Origin of the sequence: Lewinella sp. W8 (genome assembly GCF_004375085.3) — a bacterium.
In the GTDB taxonomy this organism is placed as follows: Bacteria; Bacteroidota; Bacteroidia; order Chitinophagales; family Saprospiraceae; genus Neolewinella.
The window spans coordinates 186,701-205,951 of the sequence record NZ_SNAQ03000010.1 but is presented as its reverse complement, the minus strand read 5'-3'; the positions used below and the strand labels follow the sequence as shown (position 1 = coordinate 205,951).

The 19,251-nt window shown below is 55.1% G+C and carries 15 protein-coding genes; 5 read left to right on the top strand and 10 right to left on the bottom strand.

Annotation, left to right across the window (positions count from 1 at the left end; translation table 11 throughout):
• Window positions 1–24: 24 nt before the first annotated feature.
• Both E1J53_RS13070 and E1J53_RS13065 read right to left on the bottom strand, forming a co-directional pair.
• Window positions 25–2,781, bottom strand: a complete 2,757-nt coding sequence (locus tag E1J53_RS13070; RefSeq protein WP_134270735.1) for a hypothetical protein — start codon at window positions 2,779–2,781, stop codon at window positions 25–27.
• Window positions 2,782–2,804: 23 nt separating this feature from the next.
• Window positions 2,805–3,866: a PorP/SprF family type IX secretion system membrane protein gene (locus E1J53_RS13065; protein WP_173021472.1), complete on the bottom strand. Its 1,062-nt coding sequence runs from the start codon at window positions 3,864–3,866 to the stop codon at window positions 2,805–2,807.
• A gap of 501 nt (window positions 3,867–4,367) precedes the next feature.
• Between E1J53_RS13065 and E1J53_RS24690 the strand changes: the two genes are divergently transcribed.
• Entirely contained in the window at window positions 4,368–5,369 is a 1,002-nt protein-coding gene (locus tag E1J53_RS24690; RefSeq protein ID WP_134270737.1) for a hypothetical protein, read from the top strand.
• Window positions 5,370–5,434: 65 nt separating this feature from the next.
• Entirely contained in the window at window positions 5,435–5,557 is a 123-nt protein-coding gene (locus E1J53_RS24465; RefSeq protein WP_256366201.1) for a hypothetical protein, read from the top strand.
• Here the strand turns inward: E1J53_RS24465 and E1J53_RS13055 are convergent.
• On the bottom strand, window positions 5,554–7,494 hold the full coding sequence (locus E1J53_RS13055; protein WP_134270738.1) for a sensor histidine kinase: 1,941 nt from the start codon (window positions 7,492–7,494) through the stop codon (window positions 5,554–5,556). The two genes, E1J53_RS24465 and E1J53_RS13055, sit on opposite strands and share 4 nt — an antisense overlap.
• A gap of 330 nt (window positions 7,495–7,824) precedes the next feature.
• Window positions 7,825–8,589 carry a LytTR family DNA-binding domain-containing protein gene (locus tag E1J53_RS13050; protein WP_134270739.1) on the bottom strand — a complete coding sequence of 255 codons (765 nt, stop codon included), beginning with the start codon at window positions 8,587–8,589 and terminating at the stop codon, window positions 7,825–7,827.
• Window positions 8,590–8,822: 233 nt separating this feature from the next.
• Between E1J53_RS13050 and E1J53_RS13045 the strand changes: the two genes are divergently transcribed.
• Window positions 8,823–9,656, top strand: coding sequence for an ion transporter (locus E1J53_RS13045; RefSeq protein WP_134270740.1), 834 nt, complete (start codon window positions 8,823–8,825; stop codon window positions 9,654–9,656).
• A 141-nt stretch (window positions 9,657–9,797) separates the two neighbouring features.
• Here E1J53_RS13045 and scpA read toward each other — a convergent pair whose 3' ends face one another.
• Window positions 9,798–11,855, bottom strand: coding sequence for a methylmalonyl-CoA mutase (scpA, locus tag E1J53_RS13040; protein WP_134270741.1), 2,058 nt, complete (start codon window positions 11,853–11,855; stop codon window positions 9,798–9,800).
• 153 nt (window positions 11,856–12,008) lie between these two features.
• Between scpA and E1J53_RS13035 the strand changes: the two genes are divergently transcribed.
• Window positions 12,009–12,917 (top strand): YihY/virulence factor BrkB family protein, encoded by a 909-nt coding sequence (locus E1J53_RS13035; protein WP_134270742.1) that lies wholly within the window; start codon window positions 12,009–12,011, stop codon window positions 12,915–12,917.
• Here E1J53_RS13035 and E1J53_RS13030 read toward each other — a convergent pair.
• Both E1J53_RS13030 and E1J53_RS13025 read right to left on the bottom strand, forming a co-directional pair.
• Window positions 12,914–14,620: a pseudouridine synthase gene (locus E1J53_RS13030; RefSeq protein ID WP_368671753.1), complete on the bottom strand. Its 1,707-nt coding sequence runs from the start codon at window positions 14,618–14,620 to the stop codon at window positions 12,914–12,916. The genes E1J53_RS13035 and E1J53_RS13030 overlap by 4 nt on opposite strands.
• A 76-nt stretch (window positions 14,621–14,696) precedes the next feature.
• Window positions 14,697–15,533: a glutamate--tRNA ligase family protein gene (locus E1J53_RS13025; protein WP_134270743.1), complete on the bottom strand. Its 837-nt coding sequence runs from the start codon at window positions 15,531–15,533 to the stop codon at window positions 14,697–14,699.
• Window positions 15,534–15,707: 174 nt separating this feature from the next.
• Here E1J53_RS13025 and E1J53_RS13020 point away from each other — a divergent pair, with 174 nt between their 5' ends.
• Entirely contained in the window at window positions 15,708–16,520 is an 813-nt protein-coding gene (locus E1J53_RS13020) for a C1 family peptidase (RefSeq protein ID WP_173021471.1), read from the top strand.
• A gap of 8 nt (window positions 16,521–16,528) precedes the next feature.
• Here E1J53_RS13020 and E1J53_RS13015 read toward each other — a convergent pair whose 3' ends face one another.
• The 3 genes from E1J53_RS13015 to E1J53_RS13005 all read right to left on the bottom strand — a co-directional run bounded on the left by E1J53_RS13015 (window position 16,529) and on the right by E1J53_RS13005 (window position 19,188).
• Window positions 16,529–16,930: a hypothetical protein gene (locus tag E1J53_RS13015; RefSeq protein ID WP_134270745.1), complete on the bottom strand. Its 402-nt coding sequence runs from the start codon at window positions 16,928–16,930 to the stop codon at window positions 16,529–16,531.
• Window positions 16,923–17,855 (bottom strand): tRNA epoxyqueuosine(34) reductase QueG, encoded by a 933-nt coding sequence (gene queG, locus E1J53_RS13010; protein WP_134270746.1) that lies wholly within the window; start codon window positions 17,853–17,855, stop codon window positions 16,923–16,925. Before queG ends, E1J53_RS13015 begins: the two co-directional genes overlap by 8 nt.
• A gap of 106 nt (window positions 17,856–17,961) precedes the next feature.
• The gene (locus tag E1J53_RS13005) at window positions 17,962–19,188 is read right to left on the bottom strand and encodes an SUMF1/EgtB/PvdO family nonheme iron enzyme (RefSeq protein ID WP_134270747.1); all 1,227 of its coding nucleotides are present in this window, start codon (window positions 19,186–19,188) and stop codon (window positions 17,962–17,964) included.
• Between the last annotated feature and the right edge of the window lie 63 nt (window positions 19,189–19,251).

The following is a 19,251-nucleotide window of genomic DNA, read 5'->3' as shown; positions in this document are numbered from 1 at the left end:
ATACTTTAAAACGCGGGTGAACGATTATTTTTTCTTTGGAGAAATCCCCTTACTCAGTTCCACCCGGCGCTGGAGCGAAGCGAAGTAGCTGTAGATGGACTCCCGTGGTCGGTCAAGTCTTTCGTACACTGCATCCAGATTAGCCTCGCTTTCACCGAGGGCAGCTTCAGTAAAGGTCAGCTGCTTCCCGATGTAGGGGGCGAGAGCGCCATTTTTATAACTGGCAAAAAAGTTCTTGAGGGACATGTTTCTTCTTGCGCTCAATCGGCGGTTATATTCCGTAGGAGCACGCGGGCTGGCAAAACCCTGTAGTTGAACCGTAAAGCTGTTGCCCGTTTCCATGTAGAGTATCAGGGCATCCGCAAAACGGGTAAGCTGTTTCCACCCGGCACGCACTTCCTGGTCAAAGAGTTGCTGAATGTCTCCGCGCACGACGAAGGCTTCTTCGTTGCTGAGTCCTTCAGAGGCGGCCTTTTTGAAGATTTCCTCCATTATCTCATAGGGCAGATAGGTTTCATCGTAGGTCAAATCCGTTTGCGTGGTATAGTTATCCGGATTGGGATGGTCGTTATCGAAGTAAACATCAAAAGGGAGGAAACTCTCGATATCATTGGTATACAGAGGTACTTCGTAGACGAGCTTTCCGCCGCCTTCGATGAGGTCCTCCTGGGAGAACCGCAGGGTATCCACCCGGGGGAAATAGCCCTGACGCGTAGTCGAAAGGACAAAGGGTTGATCCAGATTTACGGTGTAGTAAAAATCATTTCCGTCCGGATTGGTTTTTTCGCCCACCAGCGTACCATCGGCCTTGACCAGACGAAGGGTAGCATTATTGAGTGGCTCGTCCGTCCGACCATCGACTACGTAAACCTCCAGAAGTTGTCCGAGATACAGGTCCCGACGAATGGAGGTACCCTCTGCGGGGTCGTAGTTCCGCAGATCCACTTCGCTGGAAGCTTTACCGAATCCGGGCTTGTCGGCTTCGACCAGGTACTTCTTGCCAACCAGTAGAGGAAAGTGGCTGTCGTTGCCTTCTTCGTTAGTGAATTCCTCGATCAGGATTCGGGTTCCGTCTTCCCCTACCTCATACAGGCGCACCGTGGCACCGGGGAGATCACTTCCGTCAACGTTATTGAAGGTAAAAACATCCAGGTTGACCTTGGGACTGAGGTAAAGTTTGCGTTCAATGAAGGCTTTATCGGCAAATTCTGGGTCCGCAAGATCAAATTCATCCAAATCCTCGGTATAGCCCTCCTTGGTTGCCTTCAACTGATACTTGGCCTCCGGGTCCACCAGGAAATTAAACTCATTGCCTTCCAGATTGGTGATGGTCTCCACTAATTCTGGCCCGTTGGGCCCTACCTTATACAGCTCGACGGTGGCCCCGATTAGGTTCTCGTCGGTCAGTTCGTTAAAGGTCAGCGCCTGTAGGGAGATTCGGGGGTCCGGGGTAAAGGAGTAGATGTCGTAGCAACATACGTCCTGCTCGTTCTGATCGTAAAAGATCACGTCTGGTCCCGGACGACGACTGGAGACATAAGCAATATCCGCGGGATCATTGAAGCGCGTGTAGTGTCCTTCGTCCGCCGCGGAATTTACGGGTGCCCCGAGGTTAACCGGGCGCCGGAAGCTTCCGTCCACCCAGTAGGACTTGTAGATATCCAGCCCACCAAAAGTGAACCTACCATCCGTACTGAAAAACAGGGTCTGCCGCGGAGAATACCAAAAGGGGGTGGCATCATTCCCCTCAGTATTAAGGTATTCAATGTTTTCTGGTTCTCCGACAGATCCGTCGGCTGAAATGCTTGAACGGTACAGGTCCAGGCCTCCCTTTCCTCCCGGTCGATCCGAGGCAAAAAAGAGATATTCCTGGCCATTATCTGCGTTGAGGCCCACGGAAGGTGTAGTAGTATTAAACCCTTCAACGTTGAGATCCAGCATCTTTGGGTTCACCCAATCGCCACCATCCGTAACCTCGGCGGTGTAAATGTCGCAACGCGTTTCGTCGTAGCCCTTGAAGTCACAGACGCAGTAAAACACCTTGTCCTGTTCGCGATTAAAGGTTACGTGAGCAACGTTTTTGCCGGGGATATTGATGGTAGAGGGAAGCGCCTGGGCGGTCGTTTCGCCGGTTCTCTTCATGATCCGGCTAAGATCTCTTTTGGGCCGGATGGTGTCATTTTTGTACACGAATCGGTTGGAGCTGAAAAATCTCGTACCACTTGGGCCATGCACATACCCCAGATCCATATAACTGGTATTCACTCCTTCGGGGAGGTGATTCATCACGATGTCCTCCGTCCGGGACATGGCATCGATGGCCCAGTCGGCGTCGTTTATCTGGGCGAGGGCGGCCGAGCGGTAGGCTTCCGGGGCATTAGGCTGCTGGTCCAGGAACTGCTGAAAATAGGCGGCCGCTAAATCGTACTTGCCCTGGCGGAAAGTCGCCTGTCCAAGGAAATATTGGGTGAGGGCATACTTACCAATGCCCTCTTCATTGGCCAGAAGGAGCAGAAATTTTTCAGCCTCGGTATAGGCGCTGGCGCGGTAGGCGCTGATCCCGGTTTTATAGTAAGCTTCCGCCACCCGTTCGCCGTAGTCCCGGTCCGCATCTTCCAGGAACTGTAAGGCTGCTTCGTAATTTCGGTAGGCATTATAGTGATTATCCTGGGCGGCCTGAGCATCACCGGCTTTCATGAATCCTTCAAATCCCTGTTGTTGCGCGGCCAAAGGAGACAAAATTCCAACCAGGAAGAAAAAGATGAGGACTTTCTGTTGCATAGTATCAGGTAGTTCCGGGATTATTATATGAGGGGGCAAATCTTAAATTCGGGAAGTGGCTTCACCTTACGGATAATGTACTGTACAGAAAGCTCCATACCCCCCCGGTTTTCCGTTGCGATATCAAATTCACTGGTGTTGAAGTCATAGTTAAGGCCCACCTTCCAGTTGTTGTAGGAAATCTCAAAGGTTGGCCAGTAGGCATCCTGGTTGGAATCTCTTCGTAAACCCATGCCGGCCATCAGACTCACCTGCTTGGCCACTGAGTTCTTGATCCAGACCCGTCCACCGAGGGTCCCGACGAACTCATCGTAAAAGGCTCCCTGGTTTTGGTAGGTAATGGCTCCCACCACGTCTACCCGGGGAAGGACCTGTAAGACGCCAATGGCGTAGGGACTCAACCTTCTTTCGAGGGGCACAGACTCCAGGTCAAAGAAGGCCTGATCGGGCGCGAAAATATGATGCAGCGCGACCCCCAGATCCAGGCGGGTCCGGCGGTCATTTTTGTAAACGATGTCGCTGGTTTGCTTGGCCTGTAACCGCAAATTTATTCCCACACTGAAGTCCGGGAAGAGATTACTGTCGTTGCCCAAATCTTCAAGATTCGACCGGGTAGGATCAAAAATACCGGCGTCGGGGTCGAACTGGGCGTCGAAGCGCAGGTTGTCATCGGCAAAAGACCGCTGAATCAAGGCAGCTTTTGCCCCCACCGAAACCGCGATCTGCGAGGAGAGAATCCTGGTGTAGGAACCGTTAAGATCCAGGTTGGCCCAGGTAAACCGGCTGTCGCCCGCCCGGTCGTAATTAAAGGCTCCCCCCGCAGAGAAGAAGCCATTGTCCTTCGTGACGTTAAGGAACTTCCGGTCGTACGCTAAAGTTACCGTCTTATAGTCTACGGGGACGTCCGCCCACTGAGACTTGTAGTTGCCCATCATCCTGACGTCACCACCAAAGATCCCGGTAAGTGCGGGGTTCAGGTGAAGGGGATTATTGTAGAATTGGGAGTAGTGAAAATCCTGACCACTTAACCCAGACAGCATAAAAGTGGTCACACATGCCACGAGGGCAAGCCGGGGAAAAAGCATATTCAATAGTTGACGAGGGATATTGAGAAAGTGCATGCTGGGATTCCTGGGAGGGTTTGTGATTTCAGATAAATATTAATCTACCTGCCGCACGTGGCCGCAGGTTTTACTTCAGTGAAAGACCGCTCTAATCCCAATTCATATAATCGAACTCGCCGCTAATCTACAACGGTTTAAAGAATTTTCCATACTACCGCTTCTTTTATTTTTCCTACCGTTTTCTAAGCAGAAAAGCTTTTTAATAGATGAAAGGTGCTGAACCGAGGACAAAAACCTATTTTAGTGCCGCAACCCGATAAGGTTGTACCGTTTGACAATTTTCGGATAAGCATCTACACCTCCTATTTTATTTTTTGACGTAGGCTTTTTGACAAGGTCACGTTGCGTTTCGGGGCTCCCTTCGGGGTTCACCGTACGATCTGTGTATTTCCATTTTGCTTTCACTTGACGGCAGTCGATAACCGGCTGACTCTACTGTGCTATTGCTTAATGGATTGAAACGTGAAAAATACTCTTCTGCTAATTTTGGTTTGCCTTTCCTCAGCCCTCGCGGCTGGCCGGATTTACGTGTCCCCGATGGGAGGCAACAACGCTGTTGGTGACAGCTGGGCAACCGCTACCGCTCTCCACACCGCCCTGTCAAATGCGCAGGCCGGAGACGAAATTTTTGTCCTGCAGGGTACCTACCTGACCTCCGCCACCAATGACCGGAACGAAAGCTTCACGGTGCCAGCAGGGGTACATCTCTACGGTGGCTTCCAGGGGCATGAATACAGCATGGATGATCGCGACCCGGCCATTCGCAGTGTTCTCTCCGGAGACCTTGGTCAGCCCGGACAGCCTGCCGATAACGCCTATACGGTAGTACGCCTTAACTCCAGAGGGGATTACGGCAGCACCCTGGACGGATTTGTCGTTAGTGGTGGTACTGCCCGGAATTTCCTGGAAGGCTTTTCGGCCAACAGTGCCGGTGGCGGACTCTACATCGCCTCCGACGGAACGAGTGCCAGCACCCACATGATCTACAATTGCACCTTTCAAAATAATCTTGCCCACAACGGCGGCGCCATCTACGTGGACGGTGGGCGACCCTCCTTCGTGTCCTGCATCTTTACGGAAAACAAGGCCGACTTTAACGGTGGTGCAGTATACAACCAGGGAGTGGAAGGAGACGCCAGCCCGATCTTCCGCAACTGCCACTTCGAAGACAACACCAGCAATTCCGGAGCTGGCATGACCAACAACGGCGCCAACGGAAGTGCCCGCCCACTGATCATTTCCTGCGCCTTCGTCAATAATTTCTCCACACTCAACGGCGCGGCCATCTATAACCTGGACAATGATAACGGCGAATGTGAGCCCGTGCTAGAGGGATGCTCCTTCGTCGGTAACCTGTCCGTCATCGGTAACGACGTTTCTGATCTGGGTATCAGTGTGTCTATTTCAAGACAAGCCAAAGAAAATGGTGGAGGCAACCTTTCTCCCACCAAGCGCAGAAAGTAATCTCAAGATTCATAAAGTCGATCAAATCGAGAGGACTGCCAATCCAGGTAGTCCTTTCTTATTTTATGCTCCTCCGTTCTGCCATTCTCTGCTCCTTCGGCAAGCAGCTGGCACCCGCACTGCGTGCCCAAATGGAATTTAACCCGAAGCAAATCCTCACCGTTGAGCACGGAAAAAGTCTCCCCTAATTTCTACGCGGTAATACGTCCGTGACCGGAATTCTGATGGTCACTCTGGTGCCTAATGGCGTTCCCTCCTCATCCTTGAGGTCATCCACAATGACGAGATCCTCCTCTTCGGAAGACAGCATGGCCAACCGGCTTTGGGTAATTTCAGTTCCCCGTGACTGGTGATAAGGGCGGGTGATGTCTTCGGCCTGCATCACCTTCACCCGTTCGCGGCCGATGCCATCATCCGTAATGATGCCCAGGATGCTTTCATCGTCGTCTTTGATGGTAAGGAACTGAACGTAAATATGCCCCCGGTCCCTGGTCCGCAAACCGTGCTCGATGGCATTTTCCACGTAGGGTTGGAGAATCATCGTAGGCACCCCAATGATGTCTTCCTCCAGTTCGGGGTCAACGTCGATCTTGAAGGTCAATTTACCCTCAAAACGCAGGTGGCAATTAATGTCCAGGTAATCCCGGAGAAACTGGATTTCATCTTCCAGCGTAATGTATTCCCTGTTGGTATACTCCAGGCTCCGGCGCATCAGCATCGCAAACTTCGCCAGGTACTTCGAGGCCGTGCTGGCGTCATTCGTGGAAATGAAGGACTGAATACTGTTGAGAGCGTTGTAGAGAAAATGAGGGTTCATCTGGGCCCGCAGCGCCCGCAACTGCAGTTGACTGGCCTTCAGTTTGAGTCGCTCCGTCTCCTTTTCCCGGGCTTCGGCATCGAACTGCGCCTCAAATTGCGCCTGCCGTTCGGCGTCCAGTAAAATTTGATAGATTTCCAGACAAGCATCATAGTTCAGGCGGTGAAAGTAGGCCGATTCATAGTCGCCAATCGTAGCGAAACATTCCGCCAGGAACTGATAGATATCAACCGTCAGGCCGATGAGATTCGGGTTGTTTTTATCTCGCTCGAGGTCGATGGGCCCCAGCGTATCCATCAATTGATTGATCGCCGCGGGAATGTCGTCGTCTTTGAAGTGAAGTTGTGCCCGCAGAAAGTCAATGTTGGCCAATTCAAAACGGTCCGGGGATTCCTCACTCCGGAAGATTTTCTCGGCGTGCAGAAAAAAACGGTTGACCGTCTCGGACGGCTCCCCCATATTGAGGTAACACACCCCCAGGTTGGCGTTGGCGGCCGCGAGGGCCACCTGGCTACCGTTGGCACTACTGTCAATGATGGATTGGAAGTAGCCCGCGGCTTTTTCGTAGTCCTGAATTCCCACCAGCACATTGCCGAGATTCAGCTGATGCCAGGGCAACCTGGCCCCCAGCCCCTTTTCTTCGCAGCGGTTAATCGCCCGGCGGAAGGCCGTAACGGCCTTCTCCTGATCGGTCTTCGCCCAGACGGTTCCCAGCCCACTATGGACAAGGGTATAGAAATAATGATCCTTCAGGTTGAGGTCGAAGGTGCCACCGGATAACAGCTGATCGGCTTCCAGGAATTTCTTGGTTGCCTTCGCGTAACTGAAAAAATGCAGGTACAGAAATCCGTGGCGGCACAGGGCTCTTGCCTTTAGCTGATCCGAAGGGTAGGATTCCATGAGGCGTTCACAGCGATCAAAGTAGTCACCCGCGCGCTCCATCTGATGGAGATTAACCAGGGTGCCCACGCAGTCCAGATACACTTCGATTTTATCGGAAATATCGCCATGGGAGGCCACGACCTCCAGCGCTTGCTCCAGTGCTTCGAGGGCAAGCTCGAACTGATATTCCTGGCTTTCCAGGCTGGCCAGGTGAAGGTAGTAGCGGAGTTGAAAGTCCTGGTGGGTGACCTGGGGAAGCAGACTATGCTGTTCGCGAAGCAACCGTCGGGCCCTCGCCGGTTGGGTATAGACGTATTGGTTGAGTAACTGATCGATGATGTCCGCCCGCTGCTCAACATCATTAGTGCGGACGAGTACTTCTTCCAGAGAGGCTACCTCTGCGGGAGAAGAATATGGGTAAGACATGAATTCGGTGCGCTAGGCGCGGGAATCAAACGAACATTTAGGGTACGAAAGGCAAATAATAAGCAAAGTCTACTGAGGCATAATGCCCCCACAAACACGACGCAGCCAACTGCTGCGACGCTTACCACCAGTTACCTGGTCCATGCTCTTACGATCCAAAATTTTGTCCTTTTGGTCTCGCTTTAGTTCTTCGATGGTTTTCTTCCCGTTCTGAGTCATAGAGAGATCCTTATATCACGTTAAAATTTGATTCAACCGCCAACAGCATGAAAATTACCGCTGGGTGTTCTGACAATACCGCTCCAAAAATAAGATTATTTCTGGAACTATTTACATAACCTCTTGTAACATCCTTAGTTGCGTCATAAAAGCAGGGCGGCGGCGGCGGCTCACTTCGATGCGCATATCATCGTCCATGATCAGGTACCCCCCGTCTCCCTTGACAAATTTTTTCATGTAGTTCATGTTGATCACGTGCCGTTTATGAACCCGATAGAAGTTAAACGGCGTCAGCATGTCTTCGTAGGCTTTGATGGTCTTTGAAGCCGTGATTCGCTGACCGTTTTCCATGAAAATATGGGTGTAATTATCTTCCGCTTCAAAGCGTACGATCTCCCGGATTTTCACGAAATGAATACCGTCCAGGGCCGCGATGGACATTTTCTCGAACGAATTCGGATGGCTGGTGTACTGCTGCATCACCTGCAGCCGCTCCTCCGTCCTGGCCTGCCGCTGGGGACGAACCCTGGCCACGGCCTCCACCAGTTTATCCGGATCGATGGGCTTGAGAATGTAGCCGATACTGGAGTATTCGCAGGCCTTCATCGCGAACTGATCGTAGGCCGTAACAAAAATGATGTCAAACTCAATTTTGCCCAGGCGGTTCAGCAGCTGAAAAACCTTCCCGTCCTGCAGATTGATGTCCAGAAAAGCCACATCAGGAGAAATACGATCTTCCTGTAAAAGTTTAAGTCCGCTTTCTACGCCGTCCGCTTCTCCGATGACTTCCACGTCTTCGCAGTGCTTGGCGAGCAGGTGCTTGAGATTAATCAACCCCTTGCGTTCATCTTCAATTATAACGGCGTTAAGCAGCATATCTAGCATTTTATCTTGTGGGCGGTAACGAAAGACCAAAATGGAAAGCACGATCCGAAAAACGGGCCTTGAACGTTGACCGTGAAGTGTTTGCGTGGCAAAGGTAAGGCTTTACCCGCAAGCGCTTCCGCAACCTATTGACAAAGATATCATTTTTATTCTAATAGGTTAGCACCTTAACGCTTCCGTGATTTCCCACAATGGCGTTACATTTAACCCCCAAGTCTGAATTTATGGCCAATCGCCAAATCCGGAACCGACTACACGAAATCATTTTTGAGGCCGACACGCCCGAAGGGAAGTTTTTCGACGTTGCCCTACTCGTCATGATCCTCCTTTCGGTCCTGGTCGTCTCACTCGAGAGTGTGGAGGAATGGGAGATGAAATACGGACGTATTTTCACCATTCTGGAGTGGGTCTTTACCGGAATCTTTACCATTGAATACCTGCTGCGGCTCATCATTACGGTGCGCCCCATCCGGTACGCTACGAGTTTTTACGGCATCATCGACCTGCTGGCCATCATCCCCACTTACCTGAGTCTGATACTGGCGGGAACCCAGTACCTCATCATCATCCGCATCCTCCGGCTGCTGCGGGTATTCCGAATCTTCAAACTGGGTAAATACCTGGTGGAAGGGGATCAGCTCCGCCGGGCCATGATCGCGAGCAGGAATAAAATCACGGTCTTTTTGTTTGCGGTCAGCCTGCTGGTTGTCCTGATTGGGTCCATTATGTACCTGATTGAAGGGGGAACAAACGATGGGTTCAGCTCCATTCCCCGGTCGATTTACTGGGCCATCGTTACCCTCACTACCGTCGGTTACGGAGACATTACGCCCCAGACGGATATCGGCCAGCTCCTGTCCGCCATCGTCATGATTCTTGGTTACGCCATCATTGCCGTACCCACCGGCATCGTTACCAACGAAATGATCTCCGTCAATCTGAAGCGGCGCACCAACACCCAGGTTTGTCGGTACTGCACCAAAGAGGGCCACGACGATGACGCCATCCACTGCAAGTATTGTGGTGAGCGGCTCAATCCGGAACCCCAATCGGCTTAGCCCCCTTTCCCTGGTCGTTCAGCTCGTCGGGATCGTTGATTTCTAAGGAAATGCAACGGCGTGTTTATGCGACTAGCCCTTGGGCAACGGCGTGCAGGTGCCGAGTGCACCCCAACGGCAAAGTTTTCCGGTTGCCCTCCCCTATCCGGCGTTCATCACCTTGAGGATTTCCTCGGCGGCGGAGGTGATGTTGGTTCCCGGACCAAAAATGCCGGCTACGCCCGCTTCGTAGAGAAACTCGTAATCGTTGCGGGGGATTACGCCCCCGACGATGACCAGCACGTGCCCCGCTCCGCTGGCCTCAAGGGCCCTGATCACTTCGGGAACCAGCGTTTTGTGGCCGGCGGCCAGACTGGAGATGCCCAGCAGGTGGACATCATTCTCAATGGCCTGCCGGACGGCTTCTTCCGGCGTCTGGAACAGCGGTCCGACGTCGACGTCAAACCCCAGATCGGCAAAGCCGGAAGCGATGACCTTAGCGCCCCGGTCATGGCCGTCCTGTCCCAGTTTTGCGATCAGGATACGTGGGCGACGACCGTCTTTTTCGGCAAATGCATCCGCCATTTCGCGGACTCTCTGCAGCCGGGCACCTTCCCCCAGATGACCGGCATACACGCCGCTGATGAGCTGATGACGCGCCCGGTAGCGACCGAAGACTTCCTCCATAGCCGCGCTGATTTCTCCCAGGGTGGCTCCCGCCCGCGCGGCCTCCACCGAGGCCGCCAGCAGGTTTCCTTCCTCCCGGGCGGCAACGGTCAGTGCCTTGAGGGCGGCCTGGCAGGCTGCTTCGTTACGGGCCTCTCGGGCCCGGTTGATGCGCTCAACCTGTGACTGACGAACCTTCTCGTTGTCGACTTCCAGCAATTCAAAGTCAGCGCCTCCCGTATTCCGGTACACGTTGACGCCCACCAGTTGCTCCCGGCCGGCATCAATCGCGGCCTGCTTCCTGGCCGCCGCTTCTTCAATTCGCATCTTGGGCAGGCCACTTTCAATGGCGGCCACCATCCCCCCCGCAGCTTCTACTTCCTCCATCAGCGCGCGGGTCTCCCGCACCAGGCGTTCCGTCTCGGCTTCCACCGCAGCACTTCCCGCCCAGGGGTCAATGGCCCGTAGAACATCAATTTCCCGCTGAAGGTACAACTGCGTCTCCCGGGCGATCCGGGCGCTGTAGTCCGTAGGTAAAGCGATGGCCTCGTCCAGAGCATTGGTGTGCAAGCTCTGGGTGCCACCAAAAGCCGCCGCGGCCGCCTCAATGGTGGTCCGTCCCACGTTGTTGTAGGGGTCCTGCTCCGTGAGGGAGTAGCCGCTCGTTTGGCAGTGCGTTCGCAGCATCAGGCTCTTCGGGTTCTCGGGTGCAAACTGCTGCATCAGTTCCGCCCACAACAGGCGTCCCGCCCGGAGTTTGGCTACCTCCGTAAAAAACTTCATGCCAATGCCCCAGAAAAAGGAAAGACGGGGCGCGAAATCGTCGATGGACAGCCCGGCCCGCAGGCCCGCCCGAACGTAGGCCAGGCCGTCGGCCAGGGTGTAAGCCAACTCTACCTCGGCCGGAGCACCGGCCTCGTGCATGTGGTAACCACTGATGCTGATGCTGTTGAACCGGGGCATATTGGCGGCCGTGTACTCAAAAATATCCGAAACGATGCGCATACTCGGAGCCGGAGGATAGATGTAGGTGTTCCGCACCATGAACTCCTTCAGAATGTCGTTCTGGATCGTGCCGCTGAGTTGCTTCGGGCTGACCCCCTGTCGTTCGGCGGCCACGATGTAAAAGGCCATAATGGGCAATACCGCTCCGTTCATGGTCATCGAAACGGACATCTTGTCCAGCGGGATTCCGGCGAAGAGCAACTCCATGTCCTCGACCGTATCGATGGCCACCCCGGCTTTGCCCACGTCCCCCTTCACCCGGGGGTGATCGGAATCATAGCCGCGGTGGGTAGCCAGGTCGAAGGCGACACTCAGTCCCTTCTGCCCCGCCGCCAGGTTACGACGGTAGAAGGCATTGCTTTCTTCCGCCGTGGAAAAGCCCGCATACTGCCGAATCGTCCAGGGCCGACCGGTATACATACTTCCGTAAGGGCCCCGTAAAAAGGGCGGTTTTCCGGGTACGGACGTAAGATAATCCGGACGGGGAACCGGGTCTCCGTTCCGTCCTAACGACAAATCTGGCTGCTGACTAAAACTAGGTCTTGGCATGGGGGAAAGATAGGAATTAACCCGGAGCTGAAGGAAGAATGGAAAGAGGATTTTCTTTCCCCGGCCTTACTTCTAACTCCATAAAATTCTCGGGCATTTTACCGAACATCAACTTGACTAAAACGGGTTTCAACTTCTAAAGTTAGTAGTGTAATGCGTAAGGTAATTCCGTTTTTTCGTCGGCTGTTCGACAACTACCTGAAGGACGATGCCTTCAACCTCGGAGCTGCCTTAGCCTACTACACCACCTTCAGTTTCGCTCCGATGTTGGTGATCGTGGTGGCCATCGCCAGCACCTTCCTTGGTGAAGAGGCCGTTTCCGGAAGTCTGAGCCGCCAACTAGCGGAATTACTGGGTCAGGACGCCGCTGAATCCCTGACGGTCATCATCAAAAATGCTTACTCCAGCGGAGAAACCTTCTGGGCCACCGCCCTAAGTACCGCCACTCTGATCTTCGCCTCGACGGGCGTTTTCAGCAACCTGAAGATCAGCCTCAACCGCATCTGGAACATCGAAACCCGACCATCAAACGGAATACTGGCGTTCTTCTTCACCCGCGTCCTCAGCCTTTCTTTCGTGATCGGCCTGGGGTTCCTCCTCATGGTAACCCTGGTGATCAGTGCTCTGATCATCGGCTTTATGGACCAGATCGCGGCCCAGCTGCCCGGCTTGGGCCCCGTGGTGCTCGGCATTACCAGCTGGGTGCTCGCTACCCTCTTCACTTCCATCATTTTCGCCATGCTTTTCCGTTTCCTCCCCGATGCCGTAATCGATTGGAGAGACGTTTGGGCGGGCGCCATCTTTACCGCCATCCTGTTCGGGTTGGGGCGTTGGCTGATCGGTTTTTACATCGGGAACAGTAACTTCAGCAGCACCTACGGTGCGGCCGGTGCCCTGGTCACCCTACTGGTCTGGACGTACTACAACAGTCAAATCCTGTTCCTCGGAGCCGAGTTCAGTTACGTTTGGGCGGAGTTTCATGACCGCCCGGTCGTGCCGAAGCCCCACGCGGTAGTGGTAGAGAAAAAAGTAATCGTCCAGTCCGAAGGCTCCGAAGTCTAGCCGGGCTTTCCGTCGTAAAAGGGCGCTGGATAGTGGAACTTCATCTGCACTTTAGTCACGGGATGGAGAAAACTCATTTCGGCGGCGTGGAGGTGCAGACGATCGGCCCGCGTGCCGTACAGGGCATCTCCGTAGATGGGAGCATTCAGCCCCTCCGGGTGGGCGGCGTGCACCCGAAGCTGATGGGTTCTTCCGGTGATGGGCTCCAGTCGTACCACCACACTCTTCTCCTCTCTTTCCAGCACTTCCCATACCGTGCGGGACACCTTTCCCTCGTCCCAACACACCATCTGCCGGGGGCGCTCCAGGTAATCCTGCCGCAGCGGCAGGTCGATCACCCCCCGGTCCCCCCGCACGTCTTGCGACAGGCGGGCGACGTACCGCTTAGAAATCGTGCGCTTCAGGAATAGCTTTTGTAGCTCCTTGTGGACCTCCGCCCGTTTGGCGGCGAGTAGCAATCCGCTGGTGGCCATGTCCAGACGGTGCACCAGTAAGGGGCCGGACGCTTCGGGATAACGCTTCCGTAGCCGGGTGAGCACGGAGTCGTCAATCTGTTTACCGGGTACGGAAAGCAATCCCGCCGGCTTATTCAGCACCACCAGGTCATCGTCTTCGTAGACAATATCCATTTCCAGGTTGCCCGCCATCGGTTCTTGTAAGGGATCCGGGGCAACGGATAGGCCTTCGAGCATGTGCCCGAGAATGGGGCCGCACTTCCCCCGACAGGCCGGGTAGTAATTCAGGTGCCTCCGCAGGGCGTTTCGGGGGGGCTTACCCCACCAAAATTCTGCCATCCCCAGAGGAGTCAGTCCATGACGGTAGGCAAAATGCAGCAGCTTGGGGGCCGCACAGTCCCCCGCCCCCGCCGGGGGCGTGACGAGGGGCGTTTCCCGGAAAATCTGACTTAAGTCCCGAAATTCTCCCCGGGCATTCAGAAACCGGTACTCGGAGAAAATGCGATTCTGCAGGTTCGCCGATTTCGCTTTCCGGGCCGCTTTCAGGGCATTTATTTCTTCCAGAATGGTCGCGTGCGCTTCCTCGGCCTGTTTGATTTTCTCCTTCCAGCGGCGCTTGAGGTCCTTAACCGCGAAGTGCCCCGCAACACTCTCCCGACTCAGTTCCTTTTCGAGTAGACTGCGCTCCGCTTCGGAAAGCTGCGCCGCCGCCGCACGCCGTTCCTTCCTGACTTTCTTGCGCTCCCGGTTAATGGTACGCTGCTCGGCCAGTGCATCCTCGAAGTACTTCTGCAGCTGCCTGATTCGTCTGCGGGATTCCGCAATCTCCGGCCGGGCTTCCAGGCTGGCAATTCTGGCATTCATGTCATTAAGGGCCCGTTCCCCGGAGGGGTAAAAACTATCCGGTCCGTAGAGATCAAAGATGGGCGGAACGAACCCCGGCTGGTGGTACTCCCCACCGATTTTCCCCGAAAAGGCTCGCAGGTAGGCTAGCTGCCCGTCCGACGTACGCACCACCAACACCCCGAACATCTTACCAATAGCCCCCGAAGCCTCCGGGTTCCGCAATCCGAAATCGTGCCGCAAATCCAGACCCTTTTCCAGTTCCCTGACGAGTTCACCGGCAGCGTATTTAGCCACTGGATGCGGTTCGTAATGGAAGGGGTAGGGAAAAACCTCCGGTAGCCCCGCAGCTTCCAGGGAAGGCGGCAGGATAAAGAGGAAGTCCTGAAGGGAATCAGAAGCCACTAGGTACACGAGTTACTTTGGGCCCGCAAAGGTAAGCGTGGCGTTTCACATACTTCTCCCCTTATCAATAATCACCTTATCCTTTCCCCTCAATGAGTCGGTCAACCCAGTGCTGGATCGGTCCCAGGTCAAATCCTGCGTCCTCCAGTAAGGATTCCCCCCTGGCTCCGGCGCTCTTACTGAGCTTTTCGCCGTCGGCTCCCCGGAGCAGCGGATGGTGGACGAAGTAAATTTGGGAAAAGGCCGTGGAGACGCCCAACAACTCCGCCAATACGGACTGGGCGGCGGTGCTGGGCAGCAGGTCCTCTCCCCGGGCAACGTGGGTCACCCCGAAGTGGAGGTCATCAACGAGGCTACCTACCTGGTAGCTTGGTCGCCCGTCTTTTTTGCGGATGACAAAATCGGCGGCTTCTTGGTGCAGGTCGATCACGAAGGGCGTTTCACCGAAGCGGTTGGGTAAGGTCTGCGGCGGCAATGCCCGGGTATTGATCCGCCAGGCCACCCCCTCTGACTCCAGGGGTATTTTCCCCGACAGGCAATGGTGAGCGTGCTCCCCGTGCTGCAGCTCCCGGCGGCTGCACGGACAGGCAAATACCAGTGGATGATGTCGCAATTCCGCCAGGGCACTGTGGTACTCCGCCATGCGGAATCGCTGACTCCAGTGGGCGTGGAAGTCTTCCGGATTTCGGGGGCCCTGTGTCCAGTGAATGCCAACATGATCGAGCACCCGAAAAATATCTTCCAGGTAGACCTCCCGGAAGCGGGACCGGTCCATATCGTCGATCCGTAGTAATAAACCACCCTCCTCCCCGGCCAGGCGGGCGTTCAGCAGAAAGTTGGCCACGTTACCCTCGTGGAGGTATCCGGAGGGCGTCGGGGCGATTCTTGCCAGTCGCTGTTTTGTAGTACTCACCGCCGAAATTTATCAATTTGCTTCGATTTACGGAGAAAAGCTCACCCGTGATCCACGTAATTCGTCCGGAAAGCCTCCTTTCGTGAACAAACAGCCACCGTTCCGGCAATGAGTGGAGTGCCGGTGAACGAAACATCCGCCGGGAAACGTTTTTCCTATGCCAAATTCATCTTCATGTCGCGTTTCCTTTTCAGCTTGCTCCTGACCACTTTTCTGTGCACCTGCGTCCTCGCCCAAAACAATCCACCGGCTAGTTATACCCCACGCAGTCAGGCGGCCGTCCTGGGCCTGCAGGACGCGCAGGTACTGGACCAAATGATGTTCTACATTCCCGGCATCGGCAGCGCTTCGCGGGAAGACCTTCTGCGCCAGAACATCAAAAGCTACATGATGCCCATCCGGCAGGTGCCCGACCTCAACATGGAATGGGCCTACGCCCTGACCGGTGCCCTGGAGTACTACCTCAACCTGAACAACAACTTCAAGGATAACCTCAGCCCCGACTACATCAGCCTCAACCTGGCGGCCCTCGGCCGCCGCCCCACCGTGGAGGACGGCCTCCGGTTTCTGGTTCAAAACGGAACCGTTTCCGCCGCCATCGTCCCCTACGGCAGCCCCACCATTCCGCCCGCCGTTTATTCCGTCCCCCGCCATGACATTACCAATTTCGGTTACCTCTTCCGCCCCGAGACCCGTCCCCGAAATCGGGTCTTCGAAGTGCGCAAGGCCCTCAGCCGGGGGAATCCGGTCGTGGTGGAACTGAAAACGGACCCGGGTTTTGTCAACCTCCGCGGAGGGGAATACAAACCGGCGGCCAATACCACCGAGACCCACTACCTGACGGTGGTCGGCTACGATGGAGAAGCCGAAATGTTTGAGCTGCGGGGGTCCTTCGGGCGCCTCTGGGCGGATGCCGGTTACGTACGCCTGAGTTACGACGACTTCGGCACCCTCGCCCAGAATGGTTTCGTCCTGATCCCCAAGTAGCGAGTCGGCTAACGGACCAGGGATGTAACCTTTATTTGCGGCTGCCCGCGCTCCGCCAGAAATGTCTTTAGCGAGTCCACCCCAGCGGGGGAAAGGAAATCCGGATCAACCAGCATAAGGTCGATACCGGGCTGCAGCAGCCAGGGTAACCGGGCCAGGAGCTCGTCGGTGCGCTCGCCGGGATATCCACTGACCACGACCCGAAAATTTTCGTCCTGCAGGCTGTCCTTCAGGGCGGCCAGGCGACCCTCCGGCCACCGTGCGGCGTCGGTGAGCAATACCAAATGTTCCGAACGCTCCTCCGACTGCGTATTGTTTTCTTTTGGCGTGCACGCAGGTGCCAGCAACAGCAGGACGAGCAGTGTCCATCCGGACCACCTCAGTAAACGATCGAACCGTCGCTTATTCATCGCTCAGGAAGTTGAGGTTCCGGCGCAAGCCGGAAAACTTGGTCCGCTTTACGGCCGATTTTCGAAACACCCGACGAAAGACTTCCTCCGTCAACTCCCGCCAGTCGCCTTCCTGCATCCCGGGTAGGTCCGGATGGGGCTCAAAGGCGGGCTCGTGGTGCGGAGTACTGAAACGGTTCCAGGGGCAAACCTCCTGACAAATGTCGCAGCCGAAGGCCCAGCCCTCCATTTGCCCCCGAAAGGATTCGGGAATGGCCTCCTTCAGTTCGATGGTCAGGTAACTGATGCACTTGCTGCCGTCGACGACGTACCCTCCCGGACTAATCGCTTCGGTGGGACAGGCCTCGATGCAGCGGGTGCAGGTGCCGCAATGATCCCGGATGGCCGTGTCGGCCGGAAGGTCGAGGTCAGAAATGATTTCGGCCAGAAAATAGTAACTCCCCGACCGGGGATTAATCAACAGGGTGTTCTTACCCACCCAGCCGACTCCGGCGCGCCGGGCCCAGTCCCTTTCCAGCACGGGGGCACTATCCACAAACACCCTGCCCTCCAGGGTGGCGCCAAGTTTTTCCTCGACCCGATGTACCAGTTCCCGCAATTTCGCGCGGATTACCCGGTGGTAGTCTTCGCCGTAGGCGTACCGACTAATCTTGGGGGCCGTTTCGCTGGGGCTTTCGTCTTTGGGGAAGTAATTGTAGAGGAGTGAGACTACCGTTTTGGCTCCGGGAACCAATTTGGTGGGGTCGGTGCGCTTATCGAAATGGTTTTCCATCCAGCGCATGGTCCCGTGATGCCCACGGTTAAGCCATTCTTCCAGCCGCCGCGCCTCCTCCTCCATCGGCTCGGCGCGGGCAATGCCCACGTGCGTGAACCCGAGATCGTAAGCGAGCTGCTTCAGATTTTGGGCGGTGAACTGTGGGGACATTACGTAACGATTAGCGGGACCGTAAAGGTAAGCTGACGGCTAAAAACAAAAGCGGTCGTGCCGGAATGTTCGGCACGACCGCTCAGGATCATTTTGATGATGTGTCTTAGAAGTCGCTCAGCGAACGCCCCATGAAGGACATTACGTTCCGGAAACCAACGTAAGATTTGGTGGTATCCTGGTATTCGTAAGTCCGGGTACCGTTCTGGAGGTAGAAGCTGATGTCCTTCCAGCTACCGCCACGGATCACTTTACGCTTCATGGCGATCGGGTCATCGTCCTTGGCGTTGTAGCGAATATCGGGGTTGAAGTCGTGAACGAAGCTGTTGGCGTTTTCGTAGAAGGCGGTGATGGTCCACTCGGCAACGTTACCGGCCATGTTGTAGAGGCCGTAATCGTTGGGGTAGTAGGCGTCAGCGGCTACGGTGTAGGCACCGCCATCATCGGGGTAGTTTCCGCGACCGGGCTTGAAGTTGGCCAGCAAACAACCTTTGGAGTTTCTTACGTAAGGGCCACCCCAGGGGAAGGGAGCGTGCTCCTTACCGCCACGGGAGGCGTATTCAAATTCGTACTCGGTGGGGAGACGGAATTCCTCGATGAGGGTCTCGTTGTACTTGTTCCAGAGGGAGGTTCTCCAGTAGCTGAAGGCGCGGGCCATGTGCCAGTCAACGCCAACCACGGGGTAGTCGTCGTAGGCGGGGTGAGAGAAGTAACTCCGGGCCATGGGCTCATTGTAGCTGTAGGCGAAGTCGCGCACCCACACCAGGGTATCGGGGTAGATGTTCACCGTTTCTTCGGTGATGTACTGATCCATACCCTGTCCGCTCTGTCCGTTAGGACGGGCCATGGCGGCTGCACCCCAGTCTGCTTCTTTGTAGGTATACTCGTAAAGGCTGGTGTTGATCTGACGACGGCCGGCAAAACGCTCTTCGAGCCAAAGGTCAGCGAGGGCTTCATCGTCGTAGTAGAGATCTACCTCCCAGTCGATGTTCCCGTTTTCGTCAAAGTCTCCCAACATGTCGTGGGCGATGGAGTCGCGCACCCAGTTGACAAACTGACGGTATTCGTTATTGGTGATTTCCGTATCGTCCATGAAGAATCCATTGATGGTAATGGATTTCGGACGTTGGATAAATGTTCCGGTGATGTCCTGGTCACTGTTACCGACGTGGGCGGTTCCGGAAGGAACGTATACCATGCCGTAGGGCTGTACGCCTTTCCAGTCAGGACGATCAAGTGCTCCAACCAACTCGCCGGTTTCACGGCTTCCACAGCTAGTGAGCAAAACGGCCAGAAGGACGGTGGCCAGGATGGGGTTAAAATAGTTCTTCATTAAAAGACCCGAGTTTACCTCTGAATTTCAAAAAGCGGTACAAAGATATACGAGATGCCGGGT